This is a genomic window from Blautia hansenii DSM 20583 (assembly GCF_002222595.2).
GTDB classification, from domain to species: Bacteria; Bacillota; Clostridia; order Lachnospirales; family Lachnospiraceae; genus Blautia; species Blautia hansenii.
Map to the genome: position 1 here is coordinate 2,495,881 of NZ_CP022413.2, position 13,139 is coordinate 2,509,019.

General features: G+C 39.7%; 16 protein-coding genes. All 16 read right to left on the bottom strand.

Annotated elements, in window-relative coordinates; genetic code table 11:
- Window positions 1-10: 10 nt before the first annotated feature.
- On the bottom strand, window positions 11-697 hold the full coding sequence (locus CGC63_RS12615) for a WecB/TagA/CpsF family glycosyltransferase (RefSeq protein WP_003022709.1): 687 nt from the start codon (window positions 695-697) through the stop codon (window positions 11-13).
- 79 nt (window positions 698-776) lie between these two features.
- Window positions 777-2,540, bottom strand: coding sequence for a cobaltochelatase CobT-related protein (locus CGC63_RS12620; protein ID WP_003022712.1), 1,764 nt, complete (start codon window positions 2,538-2,540; stop codon window positions 777-779).
- Between the two features lie 8 nt (window positions 2,541-2,548).
- Entirely contained in the window at window positions 2,549-3,469 is a 921-nt protein-coding gene (locus CGC63_RS12625; protein WP_003022714.1) for an AAA family ATPase, read from the bottom strand.
- Between the two features lie 178 nt (window positions 3,470-3,647).
- On the bottom strand, window positions 3,648-5,762 hold the full coding sequence (locus tag CGC63_RS12630; RefSeq protein ID WP_040351205.1) for a glutamine synthetase III family protein: 2,115 nt from the start codon (window positions 5,760-5,762) through the stop codon (window positions 3,648-3,650).
- A gap of 104 nt (window positions 5,763-5,866) precedes the next feature.
- Window positions 5,867-6,415, bottom strand: a complete 549-nt coding sequence (locus CGC63_RS12635; RefSeq protein ID WP_003022720.1) for a manganese efflux pump MntP — start codon at window positions 6,413-6,415, stop codon at window positions 5,867-5,869.
- Window positions 6,416-6,479: 64 nt separating this feature from the next.
- Window positions 6,480-7,400, bottom strand: a complete 921-nt coding sequence (locus CGC63_RS12640) for a diacylglycerol/lipid kinase family protein (RefSeq protein WP_003022723.1) — start codon at window positions 7,398-7,400, stop codon at window positions 6,480-6,482.
- Window positions 7,401-7,471: 71 nt separating this feature from the next.
- Complete coding sequence (locus tag CGC63_RS12645) at window positions 7,472-8,008, bottom strand: bL17 family ribosomal protein (RefSeq protein ID WP_003022726.1); 537 nt, start codon at window positions 8,006-8,008, stop codon at window positions 7,472-7,474.
- A 91-nt stretch (window positions 8,009-8,099) separates the two neighbouring features.
- Complete coding sequence (locus tag CGC63_RS12650) at window positions 8,100-9,059, bottom strand: DNA-directed RNA polymerase subunit alpha (RefSeq protein WP_003022730.1); 960 nt, start codon at window positions 9,057-9,059, stop codon at window positions 8,100-8,102.
- A gap of 40 nt (window positions 9,060-9,099) precedes the next feature.
- Window positions 9,100-9,693, bottom strand: a complete 594-nt coding sequence (gene rpsD, locus CGC63_RS12655; RefSeq protein ID WP_003022732.1) for a 30S ribosomal protein S4 — start codon at window positions 9,691-9,693, stop codon at window positions 9,100-9,102.
- An 18-nt stretch (window positions 9,694-9,711) separates the two neighbouring features.
- Window positions 9,712-10,104, bottom strand: coding sequence for a 30S ribosomal protein S11 (gene rpsK, locus CGC63_RS12660; protein WP_003022734.1), 393 nt, complete (start codon window positions 10,102-10,104; stop codon window positions 9,712-9,714).
- Between the two features lie 69 nt (window positions 10,105-10,173).
- The gene (gene rpsM / locus CGC63_RS12665; RefSeq protein WP_003022736.1) at window positions 10,174-10,545 is read right to left on the bottom strand and encodes a 30S ribosomal protein S13; all 372 of its coding nucleotides are present in this window, start codon (window positions 10,543-10,545) and stop codon (window positions 10,174-10,176) included.
- A gap of 285 nt (window positions 10,546-10,830) precedes the next feature.
- Window positions 10,831-10,944 carry a 50S ribosomal protein L36 gene (rpmJ, locus tag CGC63_RS12670; RefSeq protein WP_003022746.1) on the bottom strand — a complete coding sequence of 38 codons (114 nt, stop codon included), beginning with the start codon at window positions 10,942-10,944 and terminating at the stop codon, window positions 10,831-10,833.
- 168 nt (window positions 10,945-11,112) lie between these two features.
- Window positions 11,113-11,331 carry a translation initiation factor IF-1 gene (infA, locus tag CGC63_RS12675; protein WP_003022750.1) on the bottom strand — a complete coding sequence of 73 codons (219 nt, stop codon included), beginning with the start codon at window positions 11,329-11,331 and terminating at the stop codon, window positions 11,113-11,115.
- A 3-nt stretch (window positions 11,332-11,334) separates the two neighbouring features.
- Window positions 11,335-11,613 (bottom strand): KOW domain-containing RNA-binding protein, encoded by a 279-nt coding sequence (locus CGC63_RS12680; protein ID WP_003022753.1) that lies wholly within the window; start codon window positions 11,611-11,613, stop codon window positions 11,335-11,337.
- A gap of 11 nt (window positions 11,614-11,624) precedes the next feature.
- Window positions 11,625-12,380 (bottom strand): type I methionyl aminopeptidase, encoded by a 756-nt coding sequence (map, locus tag CGC63_RS12685; protein ID WP_003022756.1) that lies wholly within the window; start codon window positions 12,378-12,380, stop codon window positions 11,625-11,627.
- A gap of 2 nt (window positions 12,381-12,382) precedes the next feature.
- Window positions 12,383-13,027, bottom strand: coding sequence for an adenylate kinase (locus CGC63_RS12690; protein ID WP_040351241.1), 645 nt, complete (start codon window positions 13,025-13,027; stop codon window positions 12,383-12,385).
- Between the last annotated feature and the right edge of the window lie 112 nt (window positions 13,028-13,139).

The following is a 13,139-nucleotide window of genomic DNA, read 5'->3' on the forward strand; positions in this document are numbered from 1 at the left end:
AACAATTTATTCACATTTTCTCCATGTCCTCATTGTACTTTGATACCATTTTTTTGAAATTGTTCTTTTCCATAAAGCGGTTGAGCCAGCTTGGTTTTTTGCCTCCCTCACGGAAAATATCAAGGCAGCTTCCCAGACTGAACCAGAGCTTTGTATTGATTTTTTTTCGATGTCTTTTTACAAACCGCTCCAAATCATATACTCTGGAACAGCTTAGAACTGCCTGAGGGTTCCACATATTGATTTCGTTAATCACCTTGTCCACCTGGTCGTCCTCATCACCCATGAGAAAGTCCTTGCCAAGTATGACAATATCCGGATATTTTTCCTGAAGATATCCATATAATTTTTCTGTGTCCTCTTCGTTTTCTCCTAAAAGAAAAATTTCGTTCTTATAATGATTCAGCAGCCAGAATACCGTTCCGAAAAAGCCATGCTCCGAAATATCATTTTCCCATTCCTTGTCCTCAAGTCCTGCTGCCTTTACGATTTCGGGCTCATCTGCCACTGCTTTATCCAGCGTTTCTATATACTCTTTTAATTCTTCATCCTGCTGAGCTGCCAGCAAGAGGTTCATGGTAAGCACTCCGTAAGTAGCCAGCGTTTCCTGATACCACTGCTGGTTAATGCTTTCCATAACATCCTCTGCATAACACTTCTCAACAGAAATTCCCATAATTTCTATTTTTTCGCTCATTACTATCCTCTGGGGATTTATCCCGAATATAAGTATTTTTAAACATATTATATTAATATAGCAGAAGTTTTTTTAATTATCAAGTGTTTTTTTCTAATTGCTTTATCAGATATCGGCCTACCACAGGAGAAAATCCGGAAATATCCCGTATATAGGCAAAATCCTTGCCAAAAATCTTTTTCTCCGCCTGTAAGTCCTTTTCCTCTCCTGCAAAAACGCCCAAGACACAGACTCCCTGATTGCGAAGCTTCCGCACTGCAAATCCCGTATCCTTTATAGCGTAATCCCCGTGATAAGGCTTTGGATTTCTGGCATTGGGCCGATTTAAAATAACATCATAAGGCTTTCCGTCACTTAACACAATCAGAATTTTATGCTCCTCTTCCCTTTGCAGCAAATCATATTCCACCGCCTTAACAGCAAGTCCGTCTCTGTTGTTGGAAGAAGTCACATATTCAAAAATATTGCTGTTTTCTGTTCTGTCTGCGTCATAATCCCGAAAATTATGCAGCACCGTATAATCCCAAAAAGTACAGAAGCTGGTTACTCTGTGGGGAATACCCACGTTGCTTAACGCCTCGCTTAAAATATATGCCTGAATGGCAACCTGTCCCTGTCTGGAGCGCTGAGAACCGCTGGCATCAATTAAAACATCTACCACGAAGCTACTGCTGTCTTCGTAAAGCTCCCGTTTAAAAACCTGCACATTTCCCGTTCTCCCAATACGCCACAGTCTTTTAGGAAGCAGAGTTCCTCTGTCTGCCAAAGTTTCCTCTTTTTCCTCTCTCATGGTAAGAGTCTTTTTCAGCATATCGGTGAGAAGACGAATATTATTTTTAACCACTCTGTGATTATCATGATATTCATAAAGGTTCTTGCTTCTTTGTTTTCTGGCATACTCGTACTGATAATTCCGCATCACCGGCTCTTTTAAAATTCCTTTTGTAAAATAAAGGCTGCAGTCGCTGTGTATACCCCGACACACAAGAGCATTGATTTTCTTTTCCTCACCCTCTGTAAGATAAGTCTTTCCGTAGTTTCTCTCCACATAGGAATACATCTTTTCCAGCGCTTTTTCATCCACCACTAAAATCCGTTTAGTGGTTTCCTCTGTATTTTTCTCCTGCTCCTCTTTTGTTTCTGTCTCTCTGGTATCCAGGTTTGTCATATTTTCCGTAACCTTATCCAGATAGGTTTCCAGTGTGCTTTCCAACGCCTCTTCTTCCAGAAAGTCTTCCCACGAAAATTCTGCCAGTTCCTCCAAGGTTACAGACAGAACTTTTTCTAAATCTCCCTGATTACGCTCAAAATAGGGGTCAATCAGCTCATTGTACAGCTTGTCCGTTGTCTGAATAAGCTCCATGGTATCCTGTGCCTCGGAAAGCTCCTGTACCATGTCCATAAAGTGACGCTGTCTTGCTTCTGCCGCTCCCTTTCCGTTTAAAATTTCACGAAACAGAGCTATTTTCAGCTTTCCTGCCGGATTTCCCGTTAATTTATGAAAATCCATATCCAGAATGTCCTCACAGGCACGTCTTCGGATATTGGAAACACCTTCCCTCTCTGCTATAATCTTCCCGGAAACCGCAAATTCAATGCAAAGCTGTGCCAAATCCATAAGCGGCGCTTCCATTGCATGAAGGTAAATCTTTTTCACCAGATAAAGCGAATATTCCTCCCTGTTAAAATATCGTGCAAAAGCGCCCTGCTTAATTCCATCATACAGCGCAACATATTTAGATTTTGCAAAAGCCGCTAAATCAGGCTTAAATTCCAGAGAATAATCACCGCTGACCGTCCACATCAGATTTTTTATTCTGTTTTCCAGTTCAAATTCTTCCATAATAACCTCTACTTCTCAAACACATCCTGCGGCGTCCATGTATCAGGAATTCTGGTAAGCACAACATCCTGTACAATTTCTTTTTCAAAAATATCAAAGCACTTATTTACCACGCCAATCTGTACCGCAAGCCTTGGCTTTAAGCCTCTCTGTATCGTCTTTAACGCGCCTAAAATGCCTCGAAGATCCAGAGCCTTGGTGCTGATTTCACCGTTTTGTGCCTTTAACTGTAAATCCATGAAAAGTCCAATCCACTGTTTCTTTGCATTTTCCTTTAATGCGGGAAATTTAGAAGATAAGATATAATCCAGCGTCTCCTCATCCTGCGGCGGCATATCAATTACCATAAAACGGGAAACAAGAGCTTCATTTAACTCTTTTGTGCCTGCATAACCGTAGTTCATGGTCCCGATAAATCTGGCTGCTTCGTGCATATCAATTTTATCATATCCCGGAACATCAATGCTTCTTCTGTAATCTAAAGACGCATGAAGTACTGATACAGCATCATTCTTTGCCATGTTGATTTCATCTAAAATTCCAAAGCCGCCATACTGAGCGCAACGGTAAATACTTCCTTTGCGAAGCTGCACTTCATTGTTGACGAAAGTATCTGTACCGATTAAATCACCACTGTCCGTATTCACATGAAAAGAAACATTATAAACAGGGCGTCCGAAAATCCATGCCAGATTTTCTGCCAAAACATTCTTTCCCGTTGCCTTTGCTCCTGTAAGCAGCAGATTTTCTCCCTGAAGAAGAGCTGCAATTCCCATTTCCAGCACTTCCCTGCCGTAAAAATACATATCAGGACAGCTTACTCTGCCCTGCTCACCGTCCTCCACAGAATACTTACAGCGAAACTCCTCCACACCTTCTATCAGTCCCTTATCCACCTGCTGTTCCCTTAAAAACTCCAATTCCTTCATACACTAATTCCTCTTTCTATCTTTCCTTATTCAATCATTACGTTTCTCTCTCAATCTCCCCCTGCATTTGCCGGAGAAATCCCAAACCTTCCACATATATAAAAGGAAGTTATTACACTAAGCGTAAAATATATCAATGTTCTCGATACGCACTTAGTAGAAATAACTCCCTTATCCTTTATACTTCAAATAATAAATCACCATAAGACGGCATTGGCCAAATCTCTTTATCCACAATCATTTCCAGCTCATCTACCGGTTTTCTCAATGCTTCCATAGCCGGAATTACCTGCTGGCGATAATAGAACGCTTTCTCTTTTCCGTCCTCCATAGCCGCTGCTGACTCTGTTACCTCTTTCAGATGATTTAAGGCATTTTTTGTTTCTTTTAAAAGTGCAGATGTTTCGCTTAATAAATCAGTCTGTACCTCCACCTCTAAAATCCCTGCTGCAACTACTGCATTAATGGAGTCTGCAAGCTGTTTTGTATACTTAATCACCGTAGGAATAATCTGCTTTCCGGCAATATCCAGCATGGTTCTCGCTTCAATGTTAATTGCTTTTGCATAAGCTTCATATTTAATTTCTTTTCTGGACTCTAATTCCGCTTTTGTAAAGACACCAAATTCTTTAAAAAGCTTCACCGTCTTTTCACTGGTAAGAGTTTCTATTGTCTCTACCATGCAGCTAAGATTGGGAAGTCCTCTCTTTTCGGCTTCCTCCACCCATTCCTTTGAATATCCGTTTCCGTTAAATACTATACGCTGATGCTCTGTAAAGTTCTTTTTCATTAAATCATGAACTGCTACATCAAAATCCTCTGCATTCTCCAGAACATCACACACTTCTTTAAATGCCTGTGCCACAATGGTGTTTAACACTACGTTGGCAGGCGCAATAGAGTCTCTGGAACCAACCATACGGAACTCAAACTTATTTCCTGTAAAGGCAAAAGGTGAAGTTCTGTTTCTATCTGTTGTGTCACGCATAAACTCAGGAATAGCCTTTACACCTGTTTCCAGCTTTTCCATTCCGATACTGTGATTTGCCATACCCGTAGTGATTAACTGGTTCATAACATCGGTAAGCTGGTCTCCCAGAAATACGGAAATAATTGCCGGTGGCGCTTCATTTGCTCCTAAACGATGGTCATTTCCCACATCTGCCGCTGACTCTCTTAAAAGAGCCGCATGCTCATCTACTGCCTTCAAAATACAGCTAAGTACAAGAAGGAACTGAATATTGTCATGAGGTGTAATTCCCGGTTCTAACAGATTATGACCTGTATCTGTGGTAAGAGACCAGTTGTTGTGCTTTCCTGAGCCATTTACCCCTGCAAAAGGCTTTTCGTGGAGAAGACACTTCATTCCGTGCTGGGAAGCCACTCTTTTTAAGGTCTGCATAACAATCTGATTATGGTCAACCTCCACATTTGCCTCTGCATAAATCGGAGCTAACTCATGCTGTGCCGGAGCTGCTTCATTGTGCTGTGTCTTAGAAGTTACTCCAAGTCTCCAAAGCTCTTCATTGACATGCTTCATATATGCAGAAACCTTCTGACGAATAGCGCCTAAATAATGGTCATCCAGCTCCTGTCCCTTTGGCGGCATAGCGCCGAATAAGGTACGTCCTGTAAAAACCAAATCTTTTCTCTGTCTGAATTTTTCATCACTTACTAAGAAATATTCCTGTTCCGCACCCACGGAAGGCGTAACCTTCTTAGAAGTCGTATCGCCGAACAAACGGATTAAGCGAAGAGCCTGTGTATTGATTGCCTGCATGGAACGCAGCAACGGTGTCTTCTGATCCAGCGCTTCCCCTGTATAAGAGCAAAATGCCGTAGGAATACATAAGGTAGCTCCTGCCGCATCATGACGCACAAAAGCCGGAGAAGTACAGTCCCATGCTGTATAGCCTCGTGCTTCAAAAGTAGCACGCAGTCCTCCTGACGGAAAAGAAGATGCGTCCGGCTCTCCCTTTATCAACTCTTTTCCGGAAAAGCTCATCAATACCTTTCCGTTTGGAAGGGGCGCTGTAATAAATGAGTCATGTTTCTCGGCAGTTACTCCTGTAAGCGGCTGAAACCAGTGTGTATAATGGGTTGCACCTTTTTCAATCGCCCATTCCTTCATCTCATGGGCAATGACGTCAGCCATTTCCAGAGATAATTCTTCTCCTTCGAGAATTGTCTGCTTCAAATCTTTATATACTTTCTTAGGAAGACGCTGCTGCATCACTACATCATTAAAAACGTCCTCACCAAAAATTTCTGATACATCGATATACTCGCTCATTCTTTCGTTCCTTCCTCTCATTGCAATCTAACTGCTCCCCAATCCATTTTAGTCGTAAAACTGCTTTTAAGATACCGCAAAAGCCGTCATATTGCAAGTATTTTTTATCTTTTCCACAAAAAGCTCATTGCCAAAAGCAAAAGACATACCCCGCTCACCCATGACAAATCTTTTTGTGTGGTGTTACGGAATACGCAGCCCAGCCTCCAACCCAGCTCCATCATAAGAATTCCGCATATAAAAGTTCCCGCAGCTAAGAAAAGCTGCCCTGACTGTACTAAGCCTGTGCCCACTCCCACTGCAAGACTGTCCAAAGAAAGTAAAAATGCCAGCGTAAAGCCTTCTGCTGCTGTAAGTTCCTGATAAATTTCCTTGTTTTCTTCTTTCTGAAAGAAAAAACTTAAAATTCGGTATAAACCGATGCCGATAAGAAGAATTGCCCCCAGACAAGTAGTCACATCCTTTGGAAGAAAATCAGAAAGAAAGCTTCCCGTAAGGAGAGAAATTCCCAATAGGCCACTCATAATGATATTCATTCCCGCCACAATTTTAAAGGGCATCTTTACTTTTCTCATACCATAAGCAAAACTGACCACAAAAGAGTCTGTGGTCAGTACAAAAATCAACAATATTTCTTTTATTATCGTTGCCATTCCTGTTGCTCACCTGTTTTGTCTGTTTTAATATTATATGACAAAATCAGCAACAAGGTTTCTCTTACTCCGGAGGGTTAATTAAAGGCACTTGGTCGTTTTTTGCCAGCATAATCTGAACGACATGTTTCAGATTTTTAATTGTCACGTTTTTATGAAGTCCTCCAAACTCTCCGTCAAGTGTCCATGAAATTTCTTCTTCACATTCAATGGTAAGCCCTGTTGTCTTAAAGACTTCAATCATTTTTGAGTCATTTGTCCCCACTAAAGATGCGATAATTTCATTTAATTCCAAAATGTTCTTTGGTCTTCGGATAAACATCACCTCAAAAACACCATCATCCAGCATAACGTCCGGTCCTGTGAGACGCTTAAATCCGCCTACGGAAGTGGAATTACTGATCATACCGAAAATAAATTCTCCTGAAAGCTCTCCATCATCGCTTTTCACACGAAGGTTGTAAGATTTAATATTAAAAAGCCTCTGTGTTCCTTCTAATATGTAGGCTGCATGTCCCAGTATATTTTTCATATCCTGATTTGTCTCATAGGATACGTCTGTAAACAGCCCGAAAGCCGCAATATACACAAAATAATCTTCGTTAAATCCACCTACGTCAAAAGCATGCGGCACTCCTTCCACAATATCTGTTGCCGCCTGCAACATATTTTTGGATATGTGCAGACTGTTTGCAAAATCATTGGTGCTTCCTGCCGGAATATAACCGATAGGAATTTGATGTCCTCCTATAAGCATACCGGTAACTACTTCATCAAGGGTTCCATCACCGCCGCTTGCAACTACAATATCGTAATCTCCCGCTTTTCTTTTTGTTACCTTTAGTCCGTCCATATAGGCTTGTGTAGGATGAACCGTAATTTCATATCCACCCTTTACAAAAATATCCAGAATATCCATCAGTCGGTTTTTAATGCTGCCCTTTCCGGACCTTGGATTAAATATAAAAAGCATTTTTTTTCCCATACGACAGTCCTCCTATTTTAAATAAAGAACGGCTGAGACGCAATCTCTGCATCTCAGCCTGTTTTCTGTTATTATACTAATTCCAGAACTACTTCCATCGCTGCATCACCTTTACGTGGTCCGATTTTGATAATTCTTGTGTAACCACCGTTACGATCTGCATATTTTGGTGCGATTTCTGTAAATAATTTTTCTGTTAAATCAACTTCTTTTGTGTTTTTCTTTTTACCAGCTGCAGCTGTTGGAACTTCTTTTACTGGGTAAAGAACTTTTAACATCTGTCTTCTGGCATGTAATCTGGAAGGAGCATCCTTCTTGATTTCTTTCTGTACTTCATCGTATACAGTAACTTTTTTACCATCTACAACTTCTTTTACTCTTTTGCCTTCAGCATCTTTACGAGCAACTTTTGCTGTGATTGTTACTGTTTCGAAGTTGTCTTTTTCACGAACTGCCATAGCGATTAAGCCATCAGCAATTTTACGAACTTCTTTTGCTTTTGTTTCAGTTGTAACAATTCTTCCATGGTATAATAAGTTTGTTACCTGATTTCTAAGTAAAGCTTTTCTCTGGTCAGCAGTTCTGCCTAATTTTCTATATTTTGCCATTTTAGATTTTCCTCCATTTGTGGAACAATACGCCATGCTTCTTCGGACTTACTGACGTATTGCTTTTCTTCCATAAATTTGTATCAGAGGCTTACTCCTCGCTTGGATTTAACTGTAAGCCTAATTCTTTTAATTTTGCTAAAACTTCTTCTAAAGATTTACGTCCCAGATTACGAACCTTCATCATATCTTCAGAAGTACGGTTGCAAAGTTCTTCCACTGTATTGATACCAGCACGTTTTAAGCAGTTGTAGGAACGAACAGATAATTCTAATTCATCAATATTCATTTCCAGAACTTTTTCTTTTTCATTGTCTTCTTTCTCAATCATGACTTCTGCAGTCTTTGCACTTTCAGAAAGATCAATAAAGAGGCTTAAATGCTCGCTCAGTACCTTAGCAGCCAGACTTACTGCCTCGTCTGCATCCAGTGTTCCGTTTGTGTAAATATCCAATGTCAGTTTATCATAATCTGTAACCTGACCTACACGGGTATTTTCAACGGCCATGTTTACACGTTCAACCGGTGTATAGATTGAATCTACTGCAATCATGCCAATTGGCATGTCATCTGTTTTTCCTTTGTCTGCACTTACATATCCACGTCCTTTTGTAATTGTCAGCTCTGCATTGAATTTGCAGTCTGCACCACCATTTAAAGTAGCAATTACTAAGTCAGGATTTAAAATTTCTAAATCCTGGTCCACCTGAATATCAGCACCAGTCACAACACCTTCACCTTCAAACTCAATATATGCAGTTTTTGGTTCATTGCTGTCACTCACGTTCTTAATTGCCAGATTTTTCAGGTTCATGATAATCTCTGTAACATCTTCCTTTACACCTGGAATAGAACTGAATTCGTGAAGAACACCGTCAATTTTCACTTGGCTTACTGCAGCACCCGGTAAAGAAGACAGCATAATTCTTCTCAAAGAGTTACCTAAAGTAATACCATATCCTCTTTCCAGAGGTTCTACCACGAATTTCCCATATCTCTTATCATCAGACATTTCTGTGATTTGAATTTTGGGTTTGTTAAAATCGAACATGCAAAGCCCTCCTTGCTACGTGCACAATTTCACTTTTTAATTATTTAGAATATAACTCGACGATTAACATTTCATCAACTGGTACGTCGATTTCTTCTCTTGTAGGAAGTGCTTTTACTTCACCCTTTAAAGCTTCCTGATCGATATCTAACCAAGCTGGAACTAAACGTCCGCCTGTTACTTCAAGGATATCTTTATATCTCTGAGAACCTTTGCATTTTTCTTTGATTTCGATAACATCGCCAGCTTTTACTAAGTAAGATGGAATGTTAACCTGTTTTCCATTAACCATTACATGTTTGTGGTCAACAATCTGTCTTGCTTCTTTTCTTGTTCTAGCAAGTCCCATACGGAAAATTACATTGTCCAGACGTGTTTCCAGCATGATCATCAGGTTTTCACCTGTCTGTCCTGGTTTCTGGTCTGCTTTTTTGTAGTAGTTACGGAAAGGTTTTTCCAGAACGCCGTAGATAAATTTAGCTTTCTGTTTTTCTCTTAACTGAAGTCCGTATTCAGACATTTTTCTATTTGCTCTTTTTAACTGTCTAGTAGATTTTTTGTCAATTCCTAAATATACAGGATCAAGACCTAATGATCTACATCTTTTCAGAACTGGTACTCTATTTACTGCCATGATTCTTTGACCTCCTAATTAGACTCTTCTACGTTTTGGTGGACGACAACCGTTGTGTGGAACTGGTGTTACATCTTTAATACTTGTAACTTCAATACCACAAGCTGCCAATGCACGGATTGCTGCTTCTCTACCTGAACCAGGTCCTTTTACAAAAACGTCAACAGTCTTCAGACCATGAATAACAGCTGCTTTTGCTGCTGTTTCTGCAGCCATCTGAGCTGCATACGGAGTAGATTTCCTTGAACCTTTAAATCCCAGACCACCGGCACTTGCCCATGATAAAGCATTACCTTCAGCATCTGTCAATGTAACGATTGTGTTATTGAAAGAAGACTGGATATGTGCCTGTCCGCGTTCAACGTTTTTCTTAACACGCTTTTTTGTCACTTTTTTTGTAACTTTAGCCATTTTTAAACTAACCTACTTTCTCTAATATTCAAACTTAATAGTAATTCTCTTAATTTAAGCTGTCACTTATTATTTTTTCTTGTTAGCAACAGTTCTCTTAGGACCTTTTCTTGTTCTTGCATTTGTTTTAGTCTTCTGACCACGAACAGGAAGTCCTTTACGATGACGGATACCTCTATAACATCCGATTTCCTGAAGTCTCTTGATGTTTAAAGCGATTTCTCTTCTTAAATCACCTTCTACCGGAATCTGTAATTCTTCGATAGCATCACGGATTTTTCCTACTTCTTCGTCTGTAACGTCTCTGACACGAGTGTCAGGATTTACGCCTGCCTTTTCAAGAATACGGTTTGAAGTTACTCTACCAATTCCGTAGATATAAGTCAATCCGATTTCAACACGTTTTTCTCTTGGTAAGTCTACACCAGCTATACGAGCCATGTATTTGTTCCTCCATTTTTCTGTTAATATTGTTCCTAATTGAGATATATAAAACTGACGGGGTTCTATACATCCAGCCGCAAATAATTATAGATTTTACGCAGCCTTTCCGGTATTTGGCGGACACCGGTATTAAGCAATATTTTATCCTGTTCTCGGTAAAACAGTTAACGTGATAATATTACTATATTTAATCAGTACGAACAACGCACCCTAGCGGTTCATACTGCAGCCGCACTAAAATTTTCACAAACTAATCGTCTTATATTTCATTTATATTTGAAATTAGCCCTGACGCTGTTTGTGTTTTGGGTTTTCACAGATAATTCTGATGCTTCCCTTTCTTTTAATAACCTTGCACTTTTCGCAAATTGGTTTTACAGATGATCTAACTTTCACTGTTCTTCCTCCTTTCTGAGCATAAAAGTACGCTTTATATAATAGCACCTATGTAACAAGATTGCAAGCACTTTTTTTAAATTTTTCTAACTTCTGCCAAAATCCAAAAAGAACCGATACAGGCTATTCTCAGAGTTTCCTATATCGGTTCCTTTATAATTAAATTTCTTATTTATCTCTCCAGATAATTCTTCCCTTACTTAAATCATAAGGTGACATCTCAATTGTAACTTTATCTCCCGGAAGAATACGAATGAAATTCATTCTTAATTTTCCGCTGATATGAGCTAATATCACATGTTTGTTTTCCAGCTCTACTTTAAACATAGCGTTAGGTAATTTTTCCAACACTGTTCCTTCTACTTCAATAACATCTGCCTTTGACATAAATTAAACCTCCAGTTCATAATTTTCATAATCTTTAATGGCCTTTTTTATATGTTCGTTCTGCACTTCTTTTCCTTCTTCCATAAGCTCCTGAAGAAGAGCAGGAATTTTATAGATAATCTGAATGTGCTTTCTCTTTTTCTTTTTGGTGTTGTCCACAGTTCGATGTACTCCGTCTGCCAGATAAACATACTCTGTGTCTGCGTCCATTACCACATATAATTTTCCGGTATCATGCCCTGCTTTTGATCTGGCAAGCATACCTTTTACAAATTCTCTCATAAGACCTCCTGTTATTTACTCAGGGTGAAAATTTCCGGCTCGCCGTCTGTAATCAGAATTGTATTTTCATAATGTGCAGATAAAGAACCGTCCTGTGTCACAACTGTCCAATCGTCATCCAGCCATTCCACATCTGCACGTCCCATGTTAATCATAGGCTCAATAGCCAATGTCATACCTGGAACCAGTCTTATTCCTCTGCGTCTCTGAGGAAAGTTAGGAATTTGCGGGTCTTCATGCAAATGAGTTCCGATACCATGGCCTACTAAATCACGTACCACTCCATAGCCGAATTTCTGAGCGTATCCGCCGATTGCAGCAGAAATATCATGTAAATGATTGCCTGCTTTTGCATATTTTATTCCTTCAAAAAAGCTCTGCTTTGTTACGTCAATAAGCTTCTGCGCCTCCGGTGAAATCGTACCTACTGCATAAGTACGTGCTGCATCAGAATGATATCCGTTATAAATCAAACCTGCATCAAGACTGACAATATCGCCGTCCTGAAGAATTCTGTGTTTATTTGGAATACCATGTACCACTTCATCATTTACAGATACACAAATAGATGCCGGGTAACCATTATAGTTAAGAAAATTAGGAATACCGCCAAGACTTCTGATAAGCTTTTCTCCTAACCGGTCTATATCCAGAGTACTAATTCCCGGTTTAATAAATGCTCCAAGCTCATCATGTACTTTTTCCAGAAGTCTTCCGGACTCTCTCATTAATTCAATTTCTCTGGCAGTTTTAATTGTTACTGACATTTTTACTCTCCTAATACATCTACAATCGCCTGGAAAACAGCATCCAAGTCAACTGTACCGTCCACTTCCTTCATGACACCTGCTTTTGCATAGTAGTCGATGAGAGGCTGTGTCTGCTCGTGGTAAACGCCAAGACGTTTTAAAACAGTTTCTTCTTTATCGTCATCTCTTAATACCAGCTTTTCGCCGCATGCGTCACATACGCCTTCTGTCTTAGGAGCATTGAATTCTACGTGATATGTAGCTCCGCAGCCTAAGCATGCACGTCTTCCTGACATACGTTTTACAATGTTTTCATCCGGTACTTCTACGTTAATTGCATAGTCAATTTTTTCTCCCATTTTTGAAAGCGCTACATCAAGGCTTTCAGCCTGAGGAATTGTTCTTGGGAAACCATCCAGAATATATCCGTTTTTACAATCTTCTTTTGCAACGCGGTCGATTACCAGGTCAACGGTTAATTCGTCTGGCACTAAAAGTCCCTGATCCATATAAGTTTTTGCTTTTTTTCCAAGTTCTGTACCATTTTTAATGTTTGCTCTGAAAATATCCCCTGTGGAAATATGAGGTATTCCATATTTTTCTGCAATTTTTTTCGCCTGTGTACCTTTTCCTGCTCCAGGTGCACCTAACATGATAATTTTCATATTATTTTCCCCTTTCTGAATATAAGCAAATGCTTCTTCCATAGATTATACATCTATAATCATACACCATAGAAGAACTTTCCGCCATATATAAATATGTTATTTTAAAAGA

What these genes read in the sequence shown, in the direction of transcription:
- infA (WP_003022750.1), bottom strand. Translation starts at nt 11,331, where the DNA reads ATGTCAAAGGCAGATGTTATTGAAGTAGAAGGAACAGTGTTGGAAAAA.
- CGC63_RS12615 (WP_003022709.1), bottom strand. Translation starts at nt 697, where the DNA reads ATGAGCGAAAAAATAGAAATTATGGGAATTTCTGTTGAGAAGTGTTAT.
- CGC63_RS12650 (WP_003022730.1), bottom strand. Translation starts at nt 9,059, where the DNA reads ATGTTCGATTTTAACAAACCCAAAATTCAAATCACAGAAATGTCTGAT.
- rpsK (WP_003022734.1), bottom strand. Translation starts at nt 10,104, where the DNA reads ATGGCTAAAGTTACAAAAAAAGTGACAAAAAAGCGTGTTAAGAAAAAC.
- CGC63_RS12635 (WP_003022720.1), bottom strand. Translation starts at nt 6,415, where the DNA reads ATGGCAACGATAATAAAAGAAATATTGTTGATTTTTGTACTGACCACA.
- CGC63_RS12620 (WP_003022712.1), bottom strand. Translation starts at nt 2,540, where the DNA reads ATGGAAGAATTTGAACTGGAAAACAGAATAAAAAATCTGATGTGGACG.
- CGC63_RS12645 (WP_003022726.1), bottom strand. Translation starts at nt 8,008, where the DNA reads ATGGCAAAATATAGAAAATTAGGCAGAACTGCTGACCAGAGAAAAGCT.
- CGC63_RS12640 (WP_003022723.1), bottom strand. Translation starts at nt 7,400, where the DNA reads ATGGGAAAAAAAATGCTTTTTATATTTAATCCAAGGTCCGGAAAGGGC.
- CGC63_RS12630 (WP_040351205.1), bottom strand. Translation starts at nt 5,762, where the DNA reads ATGAGCGAGTATATCGATGTATCAGAAATTTTTGGTGAGGACGTTTTT.
- CGC63_RS12625 (WP_003022714.1), bottom strand. Translation starts at nt 3,469, where the DNA reads ATGAAGGAATTGGAGTTTTTAAGGGAACAGCAGGTGGATAAGGGACTG.
- rpsM (WP_003022736.1), bottom strand. Translation starts at nt 10,545, where the DNA reads ATGGCTCGTATAGCTGGTGTAGACTTACCAAGAGAAAAACGTGTTGAA.
- rpsD (WP_003022732.1), bottom strand. Translation starts at nt 9,693, where the DNA reads ATGGCAGTAAATAGAGTACCAGTTCTGAAAAGATGTAGATCATTAGGT.
- CGC63_RS12690 (WP_040351241.1), bottom strand. Translation starts at nt 13,027, where the DNA reads ATGAAAATTATCATGTTAGGTGCACCTGGAGCAGGAAAAGGTACACAG.
- CGC63_RS12680 (WP_003022753.1), bottom strand. Translation starts at nt 11,613, where the DNA reads ATGAGAGAATTTGTAAAAGGTATGCTTGCCAGATCAAAAGCAGGGCAT.
- map (WP_003022756.1), bottom strand. Translation starts at nt 12,380, where the DNA reads ATGTCAGTAACAATTAAAACTGCCAGAGAAATTGAATTAATGAGAGAG.